General features: G+C 68.3%; 18 protein-coding genes, 2 tRNA genes and 1 riboswitch. Of the genes, 12 read left to right on the forward strand and 8 right to left on the reverse strand.

The genetic code is table 11. From position 1 onward, the window contains the following. The first annotated feature begins 211 nt into the window (after positions 1 to 211). Entirely contained in the window at positions 212 to 1744 is a 1533-nt protein-coding gene (locus ASG27_RS25330; protein WP_056413371.1) for a bifunctional ADP-dependent NAD(P)H-hydrate dehydratase/NAD(P)H-hydrate epimerase, read from the forward strand. Positions 1745 to 1936: 192 nt separating this feature from the next. Here the strand turns inward: ASG27_RS25330 and ASG27_RS25335 are convergent, their stop codons facing one another. Beyond that, positions 1937 to 2695 (reverse strand): helix-turn-helix domain-containing protein, encoded by a 759-nt coding sequence (locus ASG27_RS25335; RefSeq protein WP_056413374.1) that lies wholly within the window; start codon positions 2693 to 2695, stop codon positions 1937 to 1939. Positions 2696 to 2841: 146 nt separating this feature from the next. On the opposite strand from ASG27_RS25335, the gene ASG27_RS25340 reads away from it, so the two are divergent. After that, the gene (locus ASG27_RS25340) at positions 2842 to 3894 is read left to right on the forward strand and encodes an alpha/beta fold hydrolase (protein ID WP_056413377.1); all 1053 of its coding nucleotides are present in this window, start codon (positions 2842 to 2844) and stop codon (positions 3892 to 3894) included. A 128-nt stretch (positions 3895 to 4022) separates the two neighbouring features. Here ASG27_RS25340 and rnr read toward each other — a convergent pair whose 3' ends face one another. Beyond that, on the reverse strand, positions 4023 to 6362 hold the full coding sequence (rnr, locus tag ASG27_RS25345) for a ribonuclease R (protein ID WP_056413380.1): 2340 nt from the start codon (positions 6360 to 6362) through the stop codon (positions 4023 to 4025). A gap of 19 nt (positions 6363 to 6381) precedes the next feature. Between rnr and ASG27_RS25350 the strand changes: the two genes are divergently transcribed. Beyond that, positions 6382 to 6466, forward strand: a tRNA-Leu gene (locus ASG27_RS25350). 365 nt (positions 6467 to 6831) lie between these two features. Next, positions 6832 to 6916, forward strand: a tRNA-Leu gene (locus tag ASG27_RS25355). A gap of 205 nt (positions 6917 to 7121) precedes the next feature. Here the strand turns inward: ASG27_RS25355 and ASG27_RS25360 are convergent. Both ASG27_RS25360 and ASG27_RS25365 read right to left on the reverse strand, forming a co-directional pair. Continuing rightward, positions 7122 to 7595 (reverse strand): GNAT family acetyltransferase, encoded by a 474-nt coding sequence (locus ASG27_RS25360; RefSeq protein ID WP_082485778.1) that lies wholly within the window; start codon positions 7593 to 7595, stop codon positions 7122 to 7124. Between the two features lie 45 nt (positions 7596 to 7640). Then, positions 7641 to 10430 (reverse strand): DUF349 domain-containing protein, encoded by a 2790-nt coding sequence (locus ASG27_RS25365; RefSeq protein WP_056413381.1) that lies wholly within the window; start codon positions 10428 to 10430, stop codon positions 7641 to 7643. 939 nt (positions 10431 to 11369) lie between these two features. Here ASG27_RS25365 and ASG27_RS25370 point away from each other — a divergent pair. From ASG27_RS25370 to ASG27_RS25385, 4 genes are all read left to right on the forward strand, one after another. After that, entirely contained in the window at positions 11370 to 12212 is an 843-nt protein-coding gene (locus tag ASG27_RS25370; protein WP_056413384.1) for a lytic transglycosylase domain-containing protein, read from the forward strand. Positions 12213 to 12306: 94 nt separating this feature from the next. After that, positions 12307 to 12458: riboswitch (ZMP/ZTP riboswitch) on the forward strand. Positions 12459 to 12494: 36 nt separating this feature from the next. Continuing rightward, complete coding sequence (gene glyA / locus ASG27_RS25375) at positions 12495 to 13739, forward strand: serine hydroxymethyltransferase (protein WP_056413387.1); 1245 nt, start codon at positions 12495 to 12497, stop codon at positions 13737 to 13739. Positions 13740 to 13766: 27 nt separating this feature from the next. Beyond that, positions 13767 to 14216 carry a transcriptional regulator NrdR gene (nrdR, locus tag ASG27_RS25380; protein ID WP_056413391.1) on the forward strand — a complete coding sequence of 150 codons (450 nt, stop codon included), beginning with the start codon at positions 13767 to 13769 and terminating at the stop codon, positions 14214 to 14216. Positions 14217 to 14648: 432 nt separating this feature from the next. Then, entirely contained in the window at positions 14649 to 15551 is a 903-nt protein-coding gene (locus ASG27_RS25385; RefSeq protein ID WP_056413394.1) for a DMT family transporter, read from the forward strand. Between the two features lie 12 nt (positions 15552 to 15563). On the opposite strand, the gene ASG27_RS25390 is transcribed toward ASG27_RS25385, so the two are convergent. Continuing rightward, a complete protein-coding gene (locus ASG27_RS25390; RefSeq protein ID WP_056413397.1) occupies positions 15564 to 17417 on the reverse strand; it encodes a bifunctional metallophosphatase/5'-nucleotidase in 1854 nt (617 codons plus the stop codon). 104 nt (positions 17418 to 17521) lie between these two features. Further along, positions 17522 to 18619, reverse strand: a complete 1098-nt coding sequence (gene aroC / locus ASG27_RS25395; protein WP_056413400.1) for a chorismate synthase — start codon at positions 18617 to 18619, stop codon at positions 17522 to 17524. Between the two features lie 139 nt (positions 18620 to 18758). Between aroC and ASG27_RS25400 the strand changes: the two genes are divergently transcribed. Then, complete coding sequence (locus tag ASG27_RS25400; protein ID WP_056413404.1) at positions 18759 to 20990, forward strand: sensor domain-containing protein; 2232 nt, start codon at positions 18759 to 18761, stop codon at positions 20988 to 20990. A gap of 78 nt (positions 20991 to 21068) precedes the next feature. On the opposite strand, the gene ASG27_RS25405 is transcribed toward ASG27_RS25400, so the two are convergent. Continuing rightward, a complete protein-coding gene (locus ASG27_RS25405) occupies positions 21069 to 21518 on the reverse strand; it encodes a CBS domain-containing protein (RefSeq protein ID WP_056163554.1) in 450 nt (149 codons plus the stop codon). A gap of 154 nt (positions 21519 to 21672) precedes the next feature. Here ASG27_RS25405 and ASG27_RS25410 point away from each other — a divergent pair, with 154 nt between their 5' ends. After that, complete coding sequence (locus ASG27_RS25410) at positions 21673 to 22983, forward strand: O-acetylhomoserine aminocarboxypropyltransferase (protein ID WP_056413406.1); 1311 nt, start codon at positions 21673 to 21675, stop codon at positions 22981 to 22983. A gap of 5 nt (positions 22984 to 22988) precedes the next feature. Continuing rightward, positions 22989 to 23798: an alpha/beta fold hydrolase gene (locus ASG27_RS25415; RefSeq protein WP_056413408.1), complete on the forward strand. Its 810-nt coding sequence runs from the start codon at positions 22989 to 22991 to the stop codon at positions 23796 to 23798. Positions 23799 to 23801: 3 nt separating this feature from the next. On the opposite strand, the gene ASG27_RS25420 is transcribed toward ASG27_RS25415, so the two are convergent. After that, positions 23802 to 25121: a DUF418 domain-containing protein gene (locus ASG27_RS25420; protein WP_082485779.1), complete on the reverse strand. Its 1320-nt coding sequence runs from the start codon at positions 25119 to 25121 to the stop codon at positions 23802 to 23804. 214 nt (positions 25122 to 25335) lie between these two features. On the opposite strand from ASG27_RS25420, the gene ASG27_RS25425 reads away from it, so the two are divergent. Beyond that, on the forward strand, positions 25336 to 25725 hold the full coding sequence (locus tag ASG27_RS25425) for a DUF962 domain-containing protein (protein ID WP_056413519.1): 390 nt from the start codon (positions 25336 to 25338) through the stop codon (positions 25723 to 25725). Positions 25726 to 25728 lie beyond the last annotated feature (3 nt).

Genomic DNA, 25728 nt, shown 5'->3' on the forward strand with positions numbered 1-25728 from the left:
AGGTACTTGCCCCCGGCACACCGGCAGGCTGGGCCAGGCCGCCGGCCGGGCATGCAGGCTGCCGGGGTTGGGATCTTTCGGTCCCCACCAACGCGATGAGCCCCCCGCAAGGCGCGAGGGGCACAATGACCGCCATCACAGCTTGCCGCATTGCAGCGCGCCGTAAGCGGTCCCGGACCGCACCTGGCGCGCGCCCCCCCCCCCACACCCCATGCACCGCATCGCTCCCCACCAGCCCCACCCGCTGTTCAACACCGCGGCCACCCGGCGCATCGAGCACGCGGCTGCAGCCGCCCTGCCCCCGCACACGCTGATGCAGCGCGCGGGCAGTGCCGTGGCCCGGCTGGCCCTGGCCCTTGCCCCACATGCCCGCACGGTGTGGATCGCCTGCGGCCCGGGCAACAACGGCGGAGACGGCCTGGAAGCCGCCGCCCATCTGCAGCGCAGCGGCCGCCAGGTGGTGGTGACCTGGCTGGGCGAGCCCGACCGCGCGCCGGCCGACGCACTGGCGTCATGGCACCGGGCGCGCGATGCGGGCGTGCGCTGGGCCGAGGGCCCGCCCGGGCAGATGACGGCTGCAGACCTGTGCATCGATGCGCTGCTGGGCATCGGCGTGTCGTCGCAACCCACCGAACCCAGCCGCGTGCAGGACCCACGCCTGCTGGCCTGCCTGCACGCACTGCGCGCCAGCCCGGCGCCGGTGCTGTGCGTCGACCTGCCCAGCGGGCTGGATGCCGACACCGGCCAGTTCGCCAGCGGACTCACTCCCGCGCCCGAGCACCACCTGCCTGCCGCCCGCCACACTGCACCCGCGCGCCACACGCTGAGCCTGCTCACCCTGAAGCCCGGGCTGTTCACCGCCGCCGGGCGCGATGCGGCGGGACAGGTGTGGCTGGACACCCTGGACATGGACATCGGCCAGGCGACCCCCTCTGCCTGGCTGTCGGGCCCCGCCCACGCCACGCCGCGTGCGCATGCCAGCCACAAGGGCAGCTACGGCGATGTGGCCGTGGTGGGTGGCGAGGGCCTGGCCGACCGCGGCATGGGCATGGGTGGCGCGGCGCTGCTGGCGGCGTCGGCAGCCCTGCACGCGGGGGCGGGCCGGGTGCTGGTCGCGCTGCTCGACCACGGGCACCTGCAGCTGGACCTGCAGCAGCCTGAACTCATGTTCCGCCGGTTCGAGGCGCTGGACCTGGAGCAGCTCACCGTCGTCTGCGGTTGCGGGGGCGGCCAGGCCGTGGAGCGCGTGCTGTCCGACGTCATCGAACGTGCGGCGCGCCTGGTGCTGGATGCCGATGCGCTCAACGCCATCGCACCCAACGCCGCGCTGCATGCGCTGGTGGTCGCACGCGGCCAGCGCGGCCAGCCGACGGTGCTGACGCCCCACCCGCTTGAAGCCGCACGGCTGCTGGGCCTGTCCACCGCGGAGGTGCAGGCCGACCGCCTGGCCGCGGCGCACCAGCTGGCAGCCCAGTTCAACTGTGTGGCGGTGCTCAAGGGCTCAGGCACCGTGGTGGCGGCGGCCGACCGGGTGCCGGCCATCAACCCCACCGGCAACGCCCGGCTGGCCACGGCAGGCACCGGTGATGTGCTGGCTGGCATGGTGGGGGCCCACCTGGCGGCAGGTGCCAGCACTTTGCGCGCCGCCAGCGAAGCGGTGTACCTGCACGGCCAGGCCGCGGACGACTGGCCTGCCGGGTACGCACTGACCGCCAGCGCGCTGGCGCGGCGATTGGGCAGTTGACGCAGCGCTTTGCGGGCAGAAAGACAAAGGCACATCGCACATCGCGCGTTGCCTTGGTTGAGCTGCGCCGCAAGGCCACCCAGGCCGCCGCCGTCCTGCGGTGACTTCGACCTCCACCTCGTCCTCGACCCCGGCAGCAGGGGCGCAGGACGCAATGCTGGGTGCAGCGCCTGCCTGACCCTCACCTGACCCTCACGCCAGCAGCGTGACTTGCCTCAAGGGCTTGAGCACGCTCGACGGTGTCATGCCGAAGGTCTGGCGGAACATGCGGCTGAAATGCGCCGAGTCGGCAAACTCGCCGTGCAGTGCCGCGTCGGTCAGGCGGGGGCTGACGGCCAGGCCCGCCATGGCCAGCCGCACCTGCGACCACACCCGGTAGCTGCGCAGGCTCACCCCCATCTCGGCGCGAAACAGGTGGTTGAAACGCGAGGGGGACAGCTGCACGCCAGCTGCCAGCCCGGCGCGTGCAATGCGCTCCGAACGCTCCGGGCGCTCCTGCGGAGGGTGACGCAAAGCCTGCAAGCTGCGCGCCACCCGCGCATCCAGCGGCCGTCCCGGGTCACCGCCCAGGCACGGCAGCAATGCGGGCAGGTCGAAGTGCCGCAGATAGGCATCCATGGTGCTGCGCGCCGCCACAGGCACCGCCACATCCAGCACCACCCCGCCCAGTTGCTCGAACGGTCGGCGCAGGCTGCGTGCCTCGCGGGAGTCGGGCTCCAGGTACACCAACGCCACCGTCTCGCCGCACGGGTCGAACACATGCTCGACGCCTGCCGCCACGAGCGCGCTGCGGCAGGTCTCCGCCCGCCCCGCGCCCCAGTGCAACGCAAACCGGCCCGACAGCCCGATCAGCAGAACCGGAGCGGCATGGCAGTGCCAGCCCGTGGCCGGAATCTCGCCCACATAGAGCGCCTTGTCAGTGCACAGAGTCAGTGTGTTGGTCGCTGGCATAGCCCAAACCTGCAAGTTTTATGAGCGTGTTCTCGGTAGCCTCGCCCGGCCGCCATGACGCGAGGACGCACCGGCACACCGCGTGGCACCACCCACGCAACCCGCTGCACCGCAGCATGAACACACCACTTCTCGGAGACCCGCTCTTGAAACGCATTGCTTTCTTTTCTGCAGCTGCAGCAGCAGCCCTGGCCCTGGCCCTGGCCCTGATGATGAGCGCCACCGCGCTCTACTACGGCGCTCCGTCGCTGTTCAAGGAGCCGTTGCTGCACCTGAACCGCAGCCTGTCGGGCATGGAAGAAAAGACCATCGCCGCCGCGATGCACACCGTGCACTACCTGGACAGCGGCACGCCCAAAGCCCCCGCGCCGCAGGGCGCCCGCGACGGCGGCCCGCCCATCGTCTTGCTGCACGGCATTTTTGCGGAGAAGGACCATTGGGTGGATTTTGCGCGACCCCTGACCGGCCAGTACCGCGTGATTGCCCCCGACATTCCCGGCTTTGGCGAGAGCACCCGGCGTGACGACCAGCCGTACGACTATGCCGCGCACACGCGGCGCCTGGCCGCGTGGCTCGATGCGGTGGGTCTGGAGCGCGTTCACCTGGCGGGCAACTCCATGGGCGGCACCATCGCTGCGCTTTTTGCCGTGCAGTACCCGGACCGCGTGGCCAGCGTGGCCTTCATCGGTGCGCCGCACGGCATCCGGTCCCCACAACTCAGCACGATGGACCGGCTGATCGACGCGGGGCAACGTCCCCTCGTGGCGCACGATGCGGCAGCCTTTGACGCCATGATGGCGCTGGTGTTTGAAAAGCGCCCCTTCCTCCCCTACCCCATCCTGCAGGCCTCCGAGCAGGATGCCTTGCGCAACGCGGCATCGAACACCCGGCTGTGGGACGCGCAGCTGAAGGACCGCTATCTGCTGGAGCAGCACCTGGGCCAATTGCGGAGCCACCCCACCCTTGCGCTGTGGGGCGGCAGCGACCGCGTGTTCGACCCGTCAGGGCTGCAGCGGCTGCAGACACTGTTACCGCAGGCCCGCGCCGAACCGCTGCCCGGCATCGGCCATCTGCCCATGATGGAAGCACCGGCAGACACAGCGCAGCGATACGCCCGTTTTCTGGAGTCGCTGGCCGAGGCTGCTCATTCTGTCCAGCCTGCCCAATCTGCCCGGGCGGCTGCTGGCTTCATGAAATAAAAATAGCCGCTACCGCTTGTCCATCAAGCGCTAGCAGCTATCAATAAGTGAGCATCAAGCTCAGGCAGACCGGCAGATGCCCGTCGCCCAGGCACGCAGCCGCGGGCACGGGCGAGCGCCGGCCTCGGTCAGCTGCGGCGCGGCTTGCGCGCCTTGGACTTGTTTTGCTTGCCGGCCACGGCGCTCTTGACCGACGCCTTCAACGACTGGATCGGCGAGCGTGCAGCACGCTCGCGCGACAGGCCCGCCTGCTCGGTGGCTGACGGGGCCGCGCCCTTGTCACCCTTGCGCCCGCCCGACCGGCCGCCCGACTTGCGCGCGCTGCCGCCACCGGGGCCTCCGCCACCACCGCCGACACCCTTGTCCTTGAGCGCACGGCCCAGCAGCTCTTCGCCTTCGCGCACCAGGCGGAAGTCGATCTTGCGGCCGTCCAGGTCCACACGGCTCACCTGCACCCGCACCCGCGCGCCGATGGCGTAGCGGATACCGGTGCGCTCGCCGCGCAGCTCCTGGCGCGCCTCGTCGAACTTGTAGTACTCGCCACCGAGTTCGGTGATGTGCACCAGGCCTTCGACGTACATGGCGTCCAGCGTGACGAAGATGCCGAAGCTGGTGGCCGCACTGACCACGCCGCTGAACTCCTCGCCCAGGTGCTCGCGCATGTACTTGCACTTGAGCCAGGCTTCCACATCGCGGCTGGCCTCGTCGGCGCGGCGCTCGTTGGCACTGCAGTGCAGGCCTGCGGCCTCCCAGGCCTGGACTTCGCGGCTCGGCGGCTTGACGTCCTTGCGCGGCTTCATGCCGGGCGCCGCGACGCGGGACGCCAGGCGCTTGGCCAGCTTGGCATGCGCCTCGCCCGGCGTGGGCAGCGATGGCAGCTTGTACTGCGTCTTGGCCAGGATGGCCTTGATCACGCGGTGCACCAGCAGGTCCGGGTAGCGCCGGATGGGGCTGGTGAAGTGGGTGTACGCGTCGAACGCCAGGCCGAAGTGGCCGCTGTTGATGGGCGTGTAGATGGCCTGCTGCATGGAGCGCAGCAGCATGGTGTGGATCTGCTGCGCGTCGGGCCGGTCCTTGGTCGCCGTGGCAATCGCCTGGAAGTCGCCCGGCTTGGGGTCGTCGCCGATGGTCATGCCCACGGCCATGGCCTTGAGGTAGTTGCGCAGGATCTCCTGCTTCTCGGGCGTGGGGCCTTCGTGCACGCGGAACAGGCCGGGCTGGCCGCCCTGCGCGATGAAGTCGGCGCTGCACACGTTCGCGGCCAGCATGGCCTCTTCGATGAGCTTGTGCGCATCGTTGCGGGTACGCGGCACGATCTTTTCGATGCGGCCGTTCTCGTCGCAGACGATCTGCGTCTCGGTGGTTTCGAAGTCCACCGCGCCGCGCGCCTGGCGTGCAATGAGCAGCGCGCGGTACACGTCGTGCAGGTTGAGCAGGTCCTTGACCCGGTCCTTGCGCTTGCTCGCCTCGGGCCCGCGGGTGTTGGCCAAAATAGCCGCCACCTCGGTGTAGGTGAAGCGTGCGTGGCTGTGCATCACGGCCGGGTAAAACTGGTACGCATGCACCTCGCCCTTGGCCGTGACCAGCATGTCGCAGACCATGCACAGGCGCTCCACATCGGGGTTCAGCGAGCACAAGCCGTTAGAGAGCTTCTCGGGCAGCATGGGGATCACGCGGCGCGGAAAGTACACGCTGGTGGCGCGGTCGTACGCATCGATGTCGATGGGGCTGCCGGTCTCCACGTAGTTGCTCACGTCGGCAATGGCCACCAGCAGGCGCCAGCCCTTGCCGCGGCCGACCTTGGCAGGCTCGCAATACACCGCGTCGTCGAAGTCTCGCGCATCTTCGCCGTCGATGGTGACCAGGGGCACGTCGGTCAGGTCCACGCGGCGCTTCTTGTCCTGCGCACGCACCTTGTCGGGCAGCTCCTTGGCCTGGGCCAGGCACTCGGCCGAGAACTCGTGCGGCACGCCGTACTTGCGCACCGCGATCTCGATCTCCATGCCGGGGTCGTCCACTTCACCGAGTACCTCAGTGATGCGACCCACGGGCTGGCCGAACAGTGCGGGCGGTTCGGTCAATTCGACCACGACCACCTGGCCCGGCTTGGCGGCGCCGGTGGCGCCCTTGGGGATCAATACGTCCTGGCCGTAGCGCTTGTCTTCCGGTGCCACCAGCCACACGCCGCTTTCCTGCAGCAGGCGTCCAATGATGGGCTGCGGCGGGCGTTCGATGATCTCGACCACACGGCCTTCGGGACGGCCGCGGCGGTCCTGGCGCACGATGCGCACGCGCACACGGTCCTTGTGCAGGACGGCGCGCATTTCGTTGGGGGGGATATAGATGTCGCCTTCGCCATCGTCGCGGATGACGAAACCGTGTCCATCACGGTGCCCCTGCACGCTGCCTTCAATTTCGTCCGACAAATGCGCGGACTGCGCGCCGGGGGTGGTTTTTTTGATATACAATCTTAGTCTTTCCTGAAATGCCCAGGTGGCGGAATTGGTAGACGCACTAGTTTCAGGTACTAGCGAGTAACATCGTGGAGGTTCGAGTCCTCTCCTGGGCACCAAGTTTAACGAGAACCAGTGATGGTTTTCAAAATATCGAAGCCGCTGTAGCCACAGCGGCTTTTTTATTTTCCGATCCTGCAGCAGCAGGCCGCATCCGCGGCGGTCGTCAGCGATGCCTGGGCAGACACTTCCGGACCGTGCAACTGCCGCGTGCAGCACACTGCGGTCCCACGCCCGAGGTTGTGATCCGCCCCACCCTCCGCTGCCGTGCCACACCACGCGGTGCGGCACGCGCGGACTGCACGCAGCGCATCGCACTGCAAGAACGCACCCCCTGCAGCCTGCCGAAGACATTTTTCAAAAATCTTCAACATTTGATCCGACACCCGAATTTGTTGTCCTATAATTCGAGGCTGATCTGAAAGCCCAGGTGGCGGAATTGGTAGACGCACTAGTTTCAGGTACTAGCGAGTAACATCGTGGAGGTTCGAGTCCTCTCCTGGGCACCAAACACATAAAAAGCCGTTGCATCCGCAACGGCTTTTTTGTTGGTGGCGGCTGTGTTCAACAGCACCGGCTGCCTGCGTTCATGGCGTCGCAAGGCCCCGGCACCCCACTGGCCTTGCACTGCGTGGACCAAACCCAGCGCGGCGGTGCCCCATGCCCCTGGCGCAACGCCATCTCCATCCTGACCGCGCTCGTGGCGATCGAGTCTCAGTCGTCCGGGATCAGACGCTTGCCCAGGCTGAGCGACTCATGGCGTTCATAGCCCAGCCGGTCGTAGAAGCCCAGCACCTGAGCGTTGCCGGTGCGCACCAGCACGTGGATCTTGGGGCAGCCCATCGCCAGCAGGCGCTCTTGCACTTCGTCCATCAGGCGCCGGCCGAGCGCGGCACACTGGTGCGCAGGTGCCACCGCCAGGTAGTACACCGAGCCCCGGTGGCCGTCGTAGCCGGCCATGGCGGTGCCCACCAGTTGCCCCTCCTCGCCGCCCGGCGCGACCACCGTGGCCACCAGAAACAGCTCCGGCTGCACCTGCAGCTTGCGGGCAATGTCTTTGTGGGGGTCGTTCCAGGGCCGCACCAGGCCGCAGTCACGCCATAGCGCGACGGCGGCGGCCTCGTCCGTGGCCGCCTGGAAGGCCCGGATGCGAACCTGCGGCAGCACCGCAGCGCCGGCCCTGCTCATGCCGTGCGTGGCGAAGGCCGAAGCGGGTGCAACGCCGGCCCTGCGTTACTTGCGCAGCAGCGTCTTGAGCACCGTCTGCAGGCGGCGCGCACTGCCAGCGTCGCTGGGGCTGGCCAGCACGCGGGCGGCGTCCTGCCCCCAGGTTTGTGCGGGTGCTGGGTCGTTGCGGCGGGTGAGCAATTGCAGCTGCAGCATGCGCCGCGCCGCGATGTGCTCGGCGGGCGTGGGTGCTTCGGCCGCCATCTCCAGGCGCAGCAGCGCCTCGCCCGCATCGCCTTGGGGTGCCGACGATACGGCCTGCGTCCAGGCGCTGCGCACGGATGCGGTCACGCCGGAGCCCAGCTCCTGGGTGCTGGGCACCAGGGCTGCGTCACGCTTTTCCCAAGCCGTCATCAACTGGGTCAGCGCCTCGCCATGGGCTTGTGCCGCCAGCTTCTTCAGGGCCTGCTGCGCATGCTCCACGGCATCACGCTGGGCGCGGAAGGCCGTATCACCCAGGCGGGGGCCACGGTCTTCGTACGCCGGGCGGTCGCCAAAGCGGCCACCACGGTCGCCACGCTCTGCACCGCCGAAGCGGCCATCGCCGCGCGGGGCGCCACGGCCTGCATCGCGGTCACCCGGGCGGCCGTCGCGGCGGTCGCCAGGACGTGCGCCGCGGCCGGGGGCTGCGGGCGCGTCCTTCTTCATGCCGGGGCGGTCGTCGCCGCGCACCGCCACCACGGGGCGTGCGGGCTTGGGCGGCGCTGCAGGGGCAGGGGCCGGCGCAGCAGCTTCTGCGGCTTCGCCTTCTGCCGACGCTTCGCCATCCGATCCAGATTCAGCAGCAGCAGCCGCCGCCGGCTCTGCAGATTCCGCCGGCGCGGCAGCGGCATTGCCTTCGGCCTTCGCAGCCGCAGTGGCCGCCTCGGCAGCCTGGGCCTGGCCGCGCAGGGCGGCTTCGAGGGCTTGCAACGCAGAGCGGATCTGCTGCGCATCACCTGTCGCGTTCGCGGCTTCCAGGGCCTTGGAGGCTTCCAGCACCACGCGGTCACGGGCGCTCAGCTCAGTCACCGAGCGTTCACGGTCCGCCGTCTTGCGGTTGAAGGCTTCATCGATGGGCTTGCGGAACGCATCCCACAGTTTTTGTTCGTGCTTGCGGTCCAGCGGCACGGTCTGCGCCTCGGCCTGCCAGCGTTGCTGCAGCGCCTTGACGGCGTCGATGCGCAGCGCGGGGGCAGCACCCAGGGCCGTGGCTTCGTCGATCATGGCGTGGCGGCGGGCCAGGCTGTCCTTTTGCGCAGCCTCGAGCGGAGCTGCAGCGGCAGAGATCGCCTGCTTCCACAGGGGCTGCAGTTCGGCAAACAGCTTCTCGCCCACATGGCCGCCTTCGCGCCAGCGGTCGCCGAACTGATGGAGGGCGCGGTTGATCGCCTTCCAGTCGCCGGAGGTGGCGTGCTCCGCCGCCCAGGCCTTGACCTCTTCGATCAATGCCAGGCGCTGGGCCTTGTGCTCTGCGGCTTCCGAGCGGATCTTGTCCAGCCAGGCCTCGACCACCTTGTGCGCGGCGTTGCAGGCTTCGTCGAACTTCTTCCACAGCGCGTGGTTGGGCGCACCACCCTGGTCGGCCTGCTTCCACTGCTCGCGCAGGGTGCGCAGGGTTTCCTGCATCTTGCGGCCGCCCAGGGCCTGGCCCTCGGGGCGGTTGAGCAGCGCTTCGGCCTTGGCCACCAGGTCTTCACGGACCTGGTCGGCGCTCCATCGCTGCCAGCCTTCCAGCTCGCCCGCAGCCACCAGGGCCGTGTGGACCTGTTGTTCCAGCGCGTTGTCGATGTGCTTGCCATGCACCTTGAGCACAGCACGCAGTGCGGCGGCAGCACCGGCACTGGCCTTGCCATGGCCTTCGGCGGTTTCTTTCTCGAGGGTGGCCAGCGCGGTACGCACGGTGTCGGCGGCCTTCTCGACGACCTCGGGCGCGACCTTGGGCTTGGCGGCACGGGCGGGCTTGGCAGCGGCTGCTGCAGCAGCGGCGGCCGCAGCCGCCTCCGTGGGCAGGCCACGCGCAGCGCGCAGCTCATCAGCCCACACCGGCACGGGCGGCAGCGGGGCGTTGGTGTCATCCGATGCGGCAACGGCCTGGGCCAGGGCCGGCTGGAACGCCTCCCACACCACCAGCAGCTGCGTGCGCGATGCATCGAGCAGCGGCGGGAAGCGCGCCTCCACGCTGGCCCAGCTCGCGTCGCCGGTCAGCTCCTGCGCCTGCTCCTGCCAGCGGGCCACATCGGCACGCAGCAGTTCCAGCGCCGCCTGCGCGTCGCGCCAGGGCTTGGTGGACAGCACTTCGATGCGCTGGGCCAGCAGCACGGCGGCCTCGCGCTGCACCTGCACGCGGTGCTGCAGGTCTTCGATCACCTTCACGCGGTCGGCCACCTGCACCTTGAGCAGCGACAGCGGCTCGCGCGACAGCGGCGCGCCCGCCTTGGCGGCATCGCGCTGCCATGCCAGCGCATCGGCGATGTTGAGCTTGGGTGCGGACAGCAGGGCCTGGGCCTTCTCGGCCCACTCGGCCGCGATGACCTCCTGGCCCTTGGCGCGGCGGATCTCGTCCAGGCGCTCGCGCACGGCACGTGCCGCACCCTTGTCGCGCCCGCTCAGCTCCTTGAAGACCTCCTGCAGCTGCTCGGGTGCGGGCTGCGTGGCCAGCCAGTCACGGATGCGGGAAGCGCGCTCGCCAGACGTGGCGGCCGAAAAAGCGCCGCCGGTCAGCGCATCCAGCGGATGGGGCTCATGGGTTTTGGCCGGAGCCGGATTCACGTCAGGTGCGTCGGACATTTTGCTGCGAGAAAAAAATGGAAACATGGATCCAATGGATAACAAAGGCGTCTTCTGGCGCACTGCCAAAAGGACCTGCCACGGCCGCCGCACTGCAAGGCGAGCCAAGGCAACAAAGGGGCTATTTTCACCGGGTTCTGGGTTGGGGCCGTTGCGGGCACCGCGCCAAGCCCGGGGATGTGATCTGGCACAAGGCCTGGGCGTGCCGGACTCGCCGCGCGCCTTGTGGGAAGCCTGTGCGCCACAGAGAGACAAGCCCCATTATCTATATATAGACGCCAATGCCCAATTGCAAAGGGCACAGCACCAACAAGAAAGCCCGGCAGACAGTGCCTGAAGGCCTGCCTGCCGGGCTTGACGGCTGACACAACGGTCTTTGCCATCGGTCGCAATGCGGAGATGAAGGTCCGCAAGGCGCGGAGGCAAGGTATTGCCTCCAAGGGGTGCCGTGGAAGCTGGGTCTGCTGCACCGTGGCACTGAATGCCCTCGGCGGGAGACTTCGCTTCGTCTGGCGATGCCTGAAAACTACAGGCAACTGCACCTTACCAAAGTTGCACCGCGAACTCAAACACCATTCTCAATGATGCAATCGGGGCCGATTGAATTTGACATCGGCTTGTAACAAGGCATTGCTCCCGACCGACCACCGTCCTGCCAAAAAGCGCCAAAAACTGTGATTTCTTACAGTTTTTTCATGACTTATCAATCTAACAAAGCTTTTTCTTAGTATTGACTATGCATTTAGTGAACTTCTAGAATCCGCCAGCCCCAAAAACAGGGCTAGTAAAAACCCCAACCCGCTGCCGAACCCGGCTAAGTCGAACCAGGGCACAGGGCACGTTCCCCACCGTGCTGCCCGAATCGATGGCGTACCAATCCAGGCGACTGCCGGGAAAGGCGCAGGGCTCAGTCACTGACTGACTGACTGTCCCGCCTGTCCTGCTGCGCTTCAGAAAGGAAGAGCTATGACAGCGTCAGGAAAGTTAGTCTCCGGCGTAAGGACCTTCGTGTCCGACGTGACCGAAGGCTTCGTTGAAATCACCCACAACAGCTTCGCCCTCATCGGCCTGGCTGTGGCCTTCGTGGTCATCACCCTCACGGCCCGGCCCGACCTGCGCCAGGCGGGCGAAGAGCAGCTCATGAACTGGCTGCAGGCGCGCCAGGTCGAAGTGGTCGGCATGCCCATCGAGCCCGAGGCGAGCGAGCGCGCCACCGCAAGCAACCCCAAGGACCTGCCCAAGGAGCAGGCCGCCGTCGCCTTCTGGCTGAGCAAGAAGTACCGCGTGGCGCCCGAACCGCTGGCCGTGCTGGTGGCCGAGGCCTACGACATCGGCCACCGCGCCAAGATCGACCCCACGCTGATCCTGGCCATCATGGCCATCGAGTCGAGCTTCAATCCGTTTGCGCAAAGCGCAGTGGGTGCCCAGGGCCTGATGCAGGTGATGACCAACATCCACACCGACAAGTACCAGAACTTCGGCGGCCACTTTGCCGCGTTCGACCCGGTGAGCAATCTGCGGGTGGGCGTGAAGGTGCTGCAGGAATGCATCGCCCGCGCCGGCTCGGTGGAAGGCGGACTGCGTTTTTACGTAGGCGCCGCCAACCTGGCCGATGACGGCGGCTATGCCGCCAAGGTGATGGCCGAGCACTTTCGCCTGCGCCAGGTCGCCGGTGGCCGCGCGGTGCCCACCACGCCGCCGATGCTCTCGACCCAGGCCCCCGTGCAGATGGTGCCCGCAGCCAACTCGCCTGCCACGCCCGCTCCCGCCCCCAGTGCCGACAAGGTGGCACTGCTCTCCGACCTCTGACCCCTGGTGCGGCCGCCCCTGCTGGCGGCCCATGCCGTGCCAGGCAACCCCACCCGCATCGGACACATCCTGCGCGCGCCGGCTCAGCTACACTAGCGGGGTACGCAACTGGCGATAGGCGCAGCTCCTGCACAGGACTGCCGCTGACGTGGAAACCGACAAGGGCTGGCCTCTTGTGAACCACTGGGGAGCGTGCCGCACGGGTGTCATGCCCGCCGCGTTCAGCCGTTCGCCTGGGCAGCCCTTGTTTCAAGGGACACAAGTTCATAGGACTGCCAAAAAATGTACGACCGCAATATTCTTGTCGAACAAACCGACCCCGAACTCTTTGCCGCCATCCAGGCCGAGAACGCCCGCCAAGAGCACCACATCGAGCTGATCGCCAGCGAGAACTACGCCTCACCCGCCGTGATGTGGGCGCAAGGCACCCAGCTGACCAACAAGTACGCCGAAGGCTACCCCGGCAAGCGCTACTACGGTGGCTGCGAGCATGTGGACGTGGCCGAGCAACTGGCCATCGACCGCGTCAAGAAGATCTTCGGCGCCGAAGCCGCCAACGTGCAGCCCCATTGCGGCGCGTCGGCCAACGAGGCCGTGTTCCTGGCCTTCCTCAAGCCCGGCGACACCATCATGGGCATGAGCCTGGCCGAAGGCGGCCACCTCACGCACGGCATGCCGCTGAACATGTCTGGCAAGTGGTTCAACGTGGTGTCCTACGGCCTGGATGCCAACGAAGCCATCGACTACGAAGCGATGGAAAAGAAGGCCCACGAAACCAAACCCAAGCTCATCATCGCCGGTGCATCGGCCTACAGCCTGCACATCGACTTCGCACGCTTTGCCAAGGTGGCCAAGGACGTGGGCGCGATCTTCATGGTGGACATGGCCCACTACGCCGGCCTGATCGCCGCGGGTGTGTACCCCAACCCCGTGCCCCACGCCGACGTGGTGACCAGCACCACGCACAAGAGCCTGCGCGGCCCGCGCGGCGGCATCATCCTGATGAAGGCCGAGCACGAGAAGGCCATCAACAGCGCCATTTTCCCCGGCCTGCAAGGCGGCCCGCTGATGCACGTGATCGCGGCCAAGGCCGTGGCCTTCAAGGAAGCGCTGCAGCCCGACTTCAAGGCCTACCAGGAACAGGTGGTGAAGAACGCCAAGGTGGTGGCCGAGACGCTGACCGCACGCGGCCTGCGCATCGTCTCCGGCGGCACGCAAAGCCACGTGATGCTGGTCGACCTGCGCGCCAAGGGCATCACCGGCAAGGAAGCCGAGGCCGTGCTGGGCGCCGCCCACATGACCATCAACAAGAACGCGATCCCCAACGACCCTGAAAAGCCGATGGTGACGAGCGGCGTGCGCATCGGCACCCCGGCCATGACCACGCGCGGCTTCAAGGAAGAAGAAGCGCGCACCACGGCCAACCTGATCGCCGACGTGCTGGACAACCCCCGCGACGAAGCCAACATCGCCGCCGTGCGCGAGAAGGTCAACGCGCTGACCGCCCGCTTCCCTGTCTACCGCTAATCCACCGACTCCGGCCGATCAGCTCCCATGAAGTGTCCCTTCTGCAGCCACCTCGAAACGCAAGTCGTCGAAACGCGGGTGTCTGAAGAAGGGGACTTCATCCGGCGCCGCCGCCAGTGCGGCGCCTGCGACAAGCGCTTTACCACCTACGAGAGGCCGGAAGTGAGCTTCCCGGCCATCGTGAAAAAGGACGGCCGTCGCATCGAGTACGAGCGCGGCAAGCTGCAGGGCTCGTTCAACCTGGCGCTGCGCAAGCGCCCGGTGAGCACCACGCAGATCGACAGCGCCATCGAGCGCATCGAGGAAAAGCTGCTCAACCTGGGCCAGCGTGAAATCATGTCCGCGCGCATCGGCGAACTCGTGATGCGCGAGCTGAAAAAGCTCGACAAGGTGGCCTACATCCGCTTTGCCAGCGTGTACCGCAGCTTCGAGGACATCGACGACTTCCGCGCGATGGTGGACGAAGTCCGCAAGTGAGCTGCCACTGGCCCGCCCCAGGCTGTTTCGGCATTGCCACTTTTGGGTATAAATAGCCTCTACCGCTTGCTTGGTGTGCGCCAGAAGCTACTATTTTCATAGCACCCGCTCGGCAATGCGCTCCTGCGCATGCCGCTCTTGGCACCCCTGGCAGACCCGCCCTGGAAGTGATGGGCACAGCGCTGACAAGCTGCGCCTGCGGACCTTGCACCCCATGACAGCGGCGCGCACCAAGGGTGAACCGACCGTCATCCGCTGAGCGCCACCTGTTGCACATTGCACGGTGCTCGGTGCACGCCCTACTCTGCGCACCGCAATTCGTTTGCTATATTTTCAATAGCTGCCAGCGCTTACTGGTCGAGCGGTAGAGGCATTTTTCGCTCCCATCGACCGCTGCAGCCGTGCAGGCAACGCCCGGCGCGGTGCCCGACAATGCGCCCGGTGAAATCACGCCACTTCCTGCAGCTCGTGCTGCTGTCTGCCCTGTGGGGCGCCTCGTTCCTCTTCATCCGCATTGCCAGCCCGGTGCTCGGGCCCAACGTGATGGCGGCGCTGCGCATCGGCCTGGCCACGCTCACGCTGATCGGCATCATGCGCGTGGCCGGCGAGCGCTGGCCGTGGCGCCATTGGCGCGAGCTGCTGGGGCTGGGCACGCTCACGGTGGCTGCGCCCTTTCTGCTGTATTCCTGGGCGGCCCTGTACCTGCCTGCAGGTTACAGCTCGCTGCTCAACACCATGGCCGTCCCGTTCAGCGTGCTGGCCGCTGCGTGGATGAAGGAAGACACGCTGAGCCTGCGCAAATGGCTGGGGTGCCTGTGCGGCTTTGCGGGCGTGGCGCTGATCGTGCAGCTGGGCCCCGTGGAGCCCACGCCCACGCTGCTGATCGCCGCACTCGGCTGCATCGTCGCATCGGCCTGCTATGGCATCTCCACCACCTGGATGAAGCGCGCCACCACGCGCATGTCGCCCCTGGCGATCGCGGCGGGCATCCACGCCGCCGCGCTGGTGTTGCTGCTGCCGGGCGCGGCCTGGAGCCTGCCCGAGGCACGCTTTACCACCGGCGCCGTCGCGGCGGTGGTGGTGATGGGCGTCTTCACCTCGGGCCTGGCCTACTGGCTCAACCTGCGCGTGCTGTCGCAGGTCTCGCCGGTGGCGGCCATGAGCTCGGCGTTCATGATCCCGCTGTTCGGCGTGGCCTGGGGCCATGTGTTCCTGGGCGAGGCGCTGGGCCCGGGCATGCTCTGGGGCGGCGCGCTGGTGCTGGTGGCCACCGGCCTGGTGACGGGCTTCAACCCGCTACGCTGGCTCGCCGCACTGCGCCCTGGCAAGGGGTAACCGACGCCCGCCTCAGCGCGCCGGTGGTGCGGCAGGTGCCGTCGGTGCGGTGGCTGCAGCGGACCGGATGCGGTCCGTGGCGGGCACCGCCACCGGGCTTCGCGTGCGAAAGTAGGCTTCCAGCGCATCCAGGTCCAGCCCGCCCACCAGGCGGTCGCGGCCTTCGGTCAGCACGGTGAAGTTGTCGCCGCCGCTGTCCAGGTAGCTGCTCATCACCACCCGCACGGGGGTGTCGTCCTGCAGCGGCACGCCGTGCAGCACCACCTGGCTGATGCGCGCGCCGGGCGGCTGGGTCCGGTCGAACTGGTAGGCGAACCCTGCGGACACCGACAGCACGCGGGGCCGCTGGACGGTGTTGGTGCCGCTCGCAAACTGCTGCTCCAGCACCGCCTTGATCTGCGCGCCGGTGAAGGTTTTCACCACCAGCTGGTTGCCGAACGGCTGCACCGCATACAACTGCCCGTAGCGCACGAGGCCCTGTTCATCCGGCACCAGGTCGGCCCGCAGGCCGCCCGGGTTCATGAACGACAGCTGCGCCCCGCCCTGCTCCGGGGCCTGCGTGGCCGCCAACTGTGCATCGGCCACCAGGTTGCCCAGCGTGCTCTCCAGCGATGGGGTCGGCACACGCCGCATGGGCGCCGCCGCCTGCCCCACCGGGCGCTGCGCCAGCGGCACGGCGGCTGCGCGGTAGGTGTCGACGATCTTCTGCACCACCGGGTCGGCCGTGAACGAGGGCACCGCGGCCGTCATCTCCACGCGCCCCTGGCTGCCGGTGAAGGCCTCGCCCTGCACGATGACGTTGCGCGCTGATTTGCTCACCACGCGGCGTGTGCGCGTGTCCACCCGCAGCGCGATGTCGGTGAGCAGCGTGCCGTACTGGCCCGCGCTGGTCAACATAAAGGGCTTGGCCGGGTTCACCGTGCCGTAGTCGCACACGTAGGCCTGGTGCGTGTGGCCCGAGACCACCACGTCCACCGCAGGGTCCAGGCGTTCCAGGATGGGCACGATGTCGCCCGACAGGCCTGCGCAGCTCGTGGCCTGCACGCCCGCGGTGGTGTTGCCGCCTTCGTGGATGACCACCGCGATCACATCGGCGCCCTGGGCCCTGAGCTGCGGGATCAGCGCATTGGCCGTGTCCGCTTCATCTTCAAAACGCAAGCCCGCCACGCCCGACGGGCTCACCATGGTGGGCGTGGCGCGCAGGGTCAGGCCGATCACGCCCAGCGTGACCGTGGCACCGCCTTGCGTGAAGCGCTTGATGCCGGTGGCGGGCAGCAGCGTGCGGCCGTCTTCCACCCGCACGGTATTGGCCGCCAGAAAGCCGAAGCGCGCGCCGGCAAAGGGCTGGCTGATCTGGCAGGGCTCGCGCGCGGTGAACTTCTCGCAGCCGCCTTGCTGCAAGCGGAGCAGCTCGCGCCAGCCGCGGTCGAACTCATGGTTGCCCACGGCGTTGAAGTCGATGTGCATCGCGTTGACGGCCTCGATGGTCGGCTCGTCCAGGAACAGCGACGACACCAGGGGCGATGCGCCCACCATGTCGCCCGCCGACACCACCGCGTGGTGCGGGTTGCGGGACTTCAGCGAGGCCATGGCGCTCGCGAAATACGCCATGCCGCCCGCAGGCACCGCCACCGGCCCGGACGCCGTCTGCACCGTGTGCGCCATGCGGGGCGGCTCCATGTTGCCGTGCAGGTCGTTAAAGCCGATGAGCGTGATGTCGATGTGGTCGGGCACCGCCTGCCCCGGCGGGGGCGCCACCGTGCCGCAGCCCGCCAGCAAGGCGCCCGCAGCGCCTGCCGCCGCCCACGCCGCAGCGCTGCGCGCCCATCCCGCCCCCACGGATGCCTGTGCCTTCAATCTGCGCATGGGTGTGCCTTTGTTGCTCAACCGAATAAAAAAAGGCGCGCATTCCTGCACGCCCAGCCGCCATCGTCCGCCCGACGCCAAGGTGCGGCGACGCTGCGCCGCGGCTACAGGAACGACGCCTGGATCGGCGGCACGGGCGGCGCCACGTCGGCGCACTGTGCGCGGTGGCGCAGTGCGTGGTCCATCACCACCAGCGCCAGCAGGGCCTCGGCGATGGGTGCTGCGCGGATGCCCACGCAGGGGTCGTGGCGGCCCTTGGTGATGACCTCGGTGCTCTGGCCGTGCACGTCGATGGACTCGCGCGGGCTGATGATGGAGCTGGTGGGCTTGATGGCAATGCTCACCTCCAGGTCCTGCCCGGTGCTGATGCCGCCCAGCACGCCGCCGGAGTTGTTGGTGCGAAAGCCGCCGGGCGTCATCGAGTCGCCGTGGGTGGTGCCGCGCTGCGCCACGCTGGCAAAGCCGGCGCCGATCTCCACGCCCTTGACGGCATTGAGGCCCATCATGGCGTAGGCGATGTCGGCGTCGAGCTTGTCGTACAGCGGCTCGCCCAGGCCCACGGGCACGCCGGTGGCCTGCACGCGGATGCGGGCCCCGCACGAATCGCCCGCCTTGCGCAGCGCGTCCATGTAGTCCTCGTACTGCGCCACGTCGGCCACGGGGGCAAAGAAGGGGTTGCTGCGCACGTGGTCCCAGCTCTCGAACGGAATGGCCAGCTCGCCCAGCTGCGTCATGCACGCCCGGAACTGCACGCCGTAGCGCTGCGCCAGCCACTTCTTGGCCACGGCGCCGGCGGCCACGGTGGGCGCTGTCAGGCGCGCCGACGACCGGCCGCCGCCGCGCGGGTCGCGGATGCCGTACTTGTGCCAGTAGGTGTAGTCGGCATGGCCGGGGCGAAAGCTCTCGGCGATGTTGCTGTAGTCCTTGCTGCGCTGGTCGGTGTTGCGGATCAACAGCGCGATCGGCGTGCCGGTGGTCTTGCCCTCGTACACGCCCGAGAGGATCTCCACCGCGTCGGGCTCGTTGCGCTGGGTGACGTGGCGGCTGGTGCCGGGGCGGCGCCGGTCCAGGTCGGCCTGGATGTCGGCCTCGGTCAGCAGCATGCCGGGCGGACAGCCGTCGATCACGCAGCCAATGGCCGGGCCGTGGGATTCACCAAAGTTGGTGACTGCGAATAGGGATCCGAAGGTATTGCCGCTCATGGCGCAGGATTATCCCAGAGCAGAGGCCGCCAAAGTCCGGGTGTGGCCTGGGCGCGCCGCGCCAACGCGCCGCCACGCAGGCGGCCTTGGCATTGTCCTGCGCGCTTGCTAGCATCGCAGCACGATCACCGGGACCTCCATGCCCACCTCCGCCCCGCCGAGCCCCGGCATCCCAAGCCCCTCCCCCACCGCCTGGCTGGCCGATGCGCCTTTGCGCAAGGCGCTCGACGACAGCGACAACGCCATCGTGATGAGCAACAGCGAGCGGCTGGTGGTGTATGTGAACGAGGGCTTCGCCCGCCTGTTCGGCTTTGAAGCCCACGAGGTGCTGGGGCGCAACCTCAGCCACGTGCTCATCGGCCCGCGCTCCGACCCCGACCTGCTCGGGCAGATCCGCGGCAGCCTGGGCACGAGCGGCTCGTTCCATGTGGAGACGCTGCTGTATAGCAAGTCGGGCCAGCCGCGCTGGGTGTCGATGATGATCAATGCCTCCGACGAGGCCTCGGGCGGGCCCGGCGGCAGCATCACCATCCTCACCGACATCACGCTCACCAAGATGCACGAGATGCTGCAAAAGCGCGTGCTGGAAGGCCTGGTCAACGAGCTGCCCCTGTCCGGGCTCATGGCCTTGCTGTGCGACGAGGTGGAACGCATCGCCCCCGAGGTCACGGCCTCGGTGCTGGCGGTGGATGACCAGGGCCGTCTGCGCCCGCTGGCCGCACCGGGCCTGCCCGCCGCCATCAGCCGGGCCATCGACGGCCTGCCCATCGGCCCCAGTGCCGGCTCGTGCGGTACCGCCGCCTACCGGCGCGAGCCGGTGCTCACCACCGACATCGCGACCGACCCGCTGTGGACGGACCAGGACCGCGCGCTCTACCTCGCCAGCGGCTTCAAGGCGTGCTGGTCCAGCCCCATCTGCGACCACCAGGGCAAGGTCGCCGGCACGCTCGCGTTCTACTTTCGCGAGCCCCGCCAGCCCGATGCCCTGCACGAGCGGCTGGTGGACATGTGCCTGCACCTGTGCGCACTGGCCATCGAGCGCAACGCCACCCGCCAGCGCCTGCACCAGCTGGCGTTCTTCGACGCCCTCACCGGCCTGCCCAACCGCGCACTGTTCCACGACAGCGCAGAGCACCGGCTCGCCCAGCTGCAGGCTGCCCGGCACGGCGGCGCCGTGCTGTTCGTGGACCTGGACCGGTTCAAGCAGGTCAACGACACCCAAGGGCACGCTGCCGGAGACGCCGTGCTGTGCGAGGTCGCCCGGCGGCTGTCCCGTGCGCTGCGAGAGCACGACCTGATCGGCCGGTTGGCGGCCGACGAGTTCGTGCTGCTGCTGCCCGAATGCGACACCGACCGCGCCGTGCAGACGGCCCGCACCTTGCTGGAGGCCGTGGCAGCGCCCATGGACATCGAGGGCCAGGCGCACGTCTGCCACGCCAGCATCGGCATCGCCATGTTCCCCGGCGACGGCGAAAGCATCGACACCTTGCTGCGCCACGCCGACCAGGCGATGTACCAGGCCAAGAGCGACCACCGGCACAGCCTGCAGCTGTTCAGTGCCGAGATGAACCGGCACGCCCAGGAGCGCGTGGCCGTGGAGCGCGCGCTGCGCCAGGCGATGGCCGAGCGCAGCGGCATCACGCTGCACTACCAGCCGCAGGTGCTCAGCAGCTCACCCGGCACCCTGCATGGGGTGGAAGCGCTGGCGCGCTGGCACCATGCCGACTGGGGCATGGTGCCGCCCGGCCGGTTCATCGCGGTGGCCGAAGAGGCGGGGCTGATCCACGAGCTGACGCTGTGGCTGCTCGACCAGGCCTGCGCACAGCTGGCCGCCTGGCGTGCCGCGGGGCATGACGTGCCCTGCGTCGCGGTCAACCTGTCGGGGCGCAGCTTTCACCAGCCCGAGTTCGCGCAGCAGGTCTGCGAGGCGCTCGCGCGCCACGGCCTGCGCACCGGCGACGTGCTGCTGGAGATCACCGAAAGCGTGATGATGGACGCGCGCCCCATGACGCGGACCAACATCGACACCCTGCACAGCCGGGGGTTCAGGCTGTCGCTGGACGACTTCGGCACCGGCTACTCGTCGTTGAGCTACCTGCACCGCCTGCCGATTTCGGAGCTGAAGCTGGACATGGCCTTCGTGCGGGACCTCACCACCAGCCCCACGGCGCGCGCGCTCACGGTGTCGGTGCTGAGCATTGCCCACAGCCTGGGCATGGCGGTGGTGGCCGAAGGGGTGGAGACACCCGGCCAGCAGCAGTGGCTGCAGGCCCACGGGTGCCCGGTGATGCAGGGCTACCTGTTCGGCAAGCCGATGCCTCCCGACGAGATCGAGGCCTGGCTGTGCGCGCAGGCACCGCACAAGCGCTGACGAAGACGCCACCGCAGCCCGCGAACAACAAGGCCGGGGCCGCAGGGTGCAAGGGCAATGTCCTGCCCCCCCCCGGCATCAGCCGCCGGATTCGTCCTCGGGCCAGTCGCGGATGTAGGCCTTGAGCATCTTGTTCTCGAAGTTCTGGCTGTCCACCACGGCCTTGGCCACGTCGTAAAAGCTGATCACGCCCATCAGCATGCGGCGGTCCATCACCGGCATGTAGCGCGCGTGGCGGTCCAGCATCATGCGGCGCACTTCGTCCATCTCGGTTTCCATCGTGCAGGTCAGGGGCGCATCGTCCATGGCCGAGCGGACCTGCATGGTGCCCACGCTGCCGCCGTTTTTCACGATGGCCTGGATCACCTCGCGGAAGGTGAGCATGCCCACCAGGTCGCCCAGCTCCATGACCACCAGCGAGCCGATGTCGCGCTCGGCCATCAGGTTCACGGCGTCGGCCAGCGGCTCCTCGGGGGTGACGGTGTACAAGGTGTTGCCCTTGACGCGAAGGATGTCGCTGACTTTCATGGTGTTGGGTCTCCGGGAAGGCGAAAAGAGCGCGTCGCGCGCTGCACAGGTCTGCCACCAAATATAGCCCACAATGCCGCGTGCCCTGTCCCGCAAGCAACTGTGCAGGACATGGATTCAGAACATCCGCCTGACCCTCTGGGAGACAAACCACATGCCCGGCTACTCCGACCCCGGCTTCGACACGCTTGCGCTGCACGCTGGCGCCACGCCCGACCCCGCCACCGGCGCACGCGCCGTGCCCATCCACCTGACCACGTCGTTCGTGTTCGAGTCGAGCGACCACGCGGCCTCGCTCTTCAACCTGGAGCGGCCCGGCCACGTCTACAGCCGCATCAGCAACCCCACCAATGCGGTGCTCGAGCAGCGCGTCTCGGCCCTGGAAGGCGGCGTGGGGGCGATTGCCACCGCCAGCGGGCAGGCGGCGTTGCACCTGGCCATCTGCACGCTGATGGGTGCGGGCAGCCACATCGTGGCCAGCACGGCGCTGTACGGTGGGTCGCAGAACCTGCTGCACTACACGCTGTCGCGCTTCGGCATCGACACCACCTTCGTCAAGCCCGGCGACATCGACGGCTGGCGCGCCGCCGTGCGGCCCAACACCAAGCTCTTCTTCGGCGAGACGGTGGGCAACCCGGGCCTCGATGTGCTGGACATCCCCACCATCAGCGCGATCGCGCACGAGGCGGGCGTGCCGCTGCTGGTGGACTCGACCCTCACCTCGCCCTGGCTCATGAAGCCGCTGGAGCTGGGCGCCGACCTGGTCTACCACTCGGCCACCAAATTCCTGTCGGGCCACGGCACGGTGGTGGGCGGCATCGTGGTCGATGGCGGCAGCTTCGACTGGGACGGCCCGCGCTCGGCGGGCAAGTTCGCCGAACTCACCGCGCCCTACGCGGGCTTTCACAACATGGTGTTCAGCGAGGAAAGCTCGGTGGGCGCGTTCCTGCTGCGCGCGCGGCGCGAGGGGCTGCGCGACTTCGGAGCGTGCATGAGCCCGCACACCGCCTGGCTCATCCTGCAGGGCATCGAGACCCTGCCGCTGCGCATGGAGCGGCACATGCGCAATACCGCGCGCGTGGTCGAGTTCCTGGCTGGCCAACCCTTCGTCTCGCGCGTGGGCCACCCCATGCTGGAGTCGCATGCAAGCCACGCCCTGGCGCAAAAGCTGCTGCCGCGAGGCGCGGGCTCGGTGTTCAGCTTCGACCTCAAGGGCAACCGCGAGCAGGGCAAGAAGTTCATCGAGACGCTCAAGGTCTTCAGCCATCTGGCCAACGTGGGCGACTGCCGCAGCCTGGTGATCCACCCGGCCAGCACCACGCACTTCCGGATGAGCGACGAGGCGCTGGTGAACGCCGGCATCACGCAGGGCACGATCCGCCTGTCCATCGGCCTCGAAGATGCCGACGACCTGATCGACGATTTGAAGCGCGCGCTCAAGGCCGCAGAAAAAGCGGGGGCCTGAACACCATGCAGATCCAAGTCAACGGCAGCACCACCTACTGCTACACCGGCGGCAAACCCTTCGACGCCGCCAAGCCCACCGTGGTGTTCATCCACGGCGTGTTGAACGACCACAGCGTGTGGGCCCTGCAAAGCCGCTACATGGCCCACCATGGCTGGAACGTGCTGGCGGTGGACCTGCCCGGCCACTGCCGCAGCGCCGGCGAGGCGCCGGCCAGCGTGGAGGCCGGCGCGGACTTCATCGCCGCCCTGCTCGATGCGGCGGGCCTGCAGCGCGCGGCGCTGGTGGGCCACAGCTTCGGCTCGCTGATCGCGCTGGAGGCCGCAGCCCGCCTGGGCACGCGCGTGAGCCACCTGGTGCTGGTGGGCACGGCCTACCCGATGAAGGTGTCGCCCGCGCTGATCGACGCCGCGCTGAACGAACCCGAGAAGGCGCTGCGCATGGTCAACGTGTTCTCGCGCAGCACGCTGGCGCCGCCGTCGGGCGCGGGCTTCTGGGTCTACAACGCGGGCATGGCGCTGGGCCGCAAGGTGCTGCGCAGCAACACTGCCGTCAACGTGTTCCACCGCGGCTTCGTGGCGTGTGACAGCTATGCCAACGGCGAGCAGGCCATTGCGGCCGTGCAGTGCCCGGTGCTGTTCGCCCTGGGCGCGCAGGACCAGATGACCGCGCCCAAGGCCGCCCAGGGCCTGGTGGCCGCCGCGCGCGCCGCCGGCAAGGCGGTGCAGACCACCAGCCTGCCCGTGGGCCACAACCAGATGAGCGAGGCGCCCGACGAGACGCTGATGGCGATCCGCGACTTTCTCGTGAAGTAGCCGTCACGGCCCCTGCGGGCCCTCACGCCGCCACGCGGGCCTGCGCAGCAGGGTGACTGCGCGCAGGCCCCACTCCACCGGCCCGTAGGCGTGCCCGGCCATCCAGCGGCGACTGATGGCCAGCTGCGCCGCGTACAGCGCCACGCAGCCCAGCAGCACCACCAGCGGCGACACCCGCCCCACCAGCGCGAGGCCATAGGCTGTGAACACCACGGCGCCCACCACCGACTGCAGCAGGTAGTTCGACAGCGCCATGCGGCCGGCGGGCGCCAGGGCTGCGCCCAGCCGCCGGCCCAGAGGCCCGCGCTGCAGCGCCCACAGCAGCGCAGCCGCATAGCCCAGGCTGAGGAAAGGCGAGGTGGCCAGATCGACCGCGAGCGCAGCGGCCGACACATGGTCGCTCTGGCGGGTGCCGCTGCCTTGTCCCCAGGCATACACGAAAGCCCCCGCCAACCCGATGGGCAAACAGCACACCATCCAGCGCACAAGCCGCGCAGGCTGCTGCGCCACGGCGGCCAGATACCCCGAGCGCCGCGCCGCCAGCCCCAGCAAAAACATCGCCAGCGCGCACGGCCCCTGCACGAACACCAGCACGAACCACACGCCGTCGGCCATGTCGCGCCCCCGCTGAGCCATGGCGTCCAGCGCGCTGGCACGGTAGGCATCGGCCGCCAGTTGCGCCTTGGCCTGCAGCTCTGCCAGCGGCACCTCTGCCATGGGCGCCTGCGCAAAGCCCCAGGCGATCAACCCCCAGCTCGCCGACACCAGCGCGAGCAGCGCCAAGGCGAGCGCCACCGCCGTGCCCGGCCGCAGCTTGTGCAGCGCCAGCAGCATCAAACCCAGCACGGCATACGTCACCAGGATGTCGCCCGCATAGAGCAGCCACGCATGCGCCACGCCCAGCAGCCCAAGGCCCAGCAGGCGGCGCAGCATGCGCGGCCCGAACGCGGCGCCGCTGCGCTCCGCCGACTCCATCTGCAGCGCAAAGCTGTAGCCGAACAGCAGCGAGAACAACAGGTAGAACTTGGTCTCGAAGAAGAAGCTCACCAGCCAGCGCGTGACGTGGTCCACAGGCCGGGAGAACGCGGGCTCGAACACGCCCAGGCCAAAGTAGGTGGACGCGAAGCTGCCCGAGTTGACGATGAGGATGCCCAGGAGCGCAAAGCCGCGCAGCGCGTCGATGGCGTGCTCGCGGTGGGGGCCGTGGTCCACAGAGATGCGGGGGGCAGGGCTGGGTTGGACGGTGCTGCCAGCGTCTTGGGATGCGAAGGCACTGGCAGGCGGATGGGAAGGCACGGAGTCGGCGGGCAAGCTGTTGGTCATCGGGCGGCATTCAAGACATTCGCTCCAAACCTGGAAGTGGTGTTGTTGTGGACGGACAGCGTGGGACCGGCCAGCCAGCGCTTGATCGCGGCCCTGCCCGCGTCTCCAAGGCGGCACCCGCCGGCGGGCGCGCAGGCGTATAAAGCGCACAGAGCCTGCAGCGATTGCGCAAGAGCGTCGGTGACAGGCCGTGGACCACCACCAGGAGACAACCATGCATGTCAGCGCCCCCACACCTACGCCTGAAGCTACGCCTGAAGCCACGCCGGCACCCACGCCCGCCCCCGCGGCCGGCACCGACCCGCGCAGCATCAAGAGCTTTGCGCAGTTCTACCCCTTCTACCTCAGCGAGCACAGCAACCGCACCTGCCGGCGCCTGCACTTCGTGGGCTCCACGCTCAGCCTGGCGTTTCTGGCCGCGCTGGTGGTCACAGGCCAGCCCCAGTACCTGCTGTACGGCCTGCTGTGCGGCTACGGGTTTGCGTGGATCGGGCATTTTGGTTTCGAGAAGAACAAGCCCGCCAGCTTCAAGCGGCCGCTCTACAGCTTCATGGGCGACTGGGTGATGTACAAGGACATCTGGACGGGCAAGGTGCCATTGTGAAGC

This window comes from Acidovorax sp. Leaf191 (assembly GCF_001424425.1).
GTDB lineage: Bacteria > Pseudomonadota > Gammaproteobacteria > Burkholderiales > Burkholderiaceae_C > Acidovorax.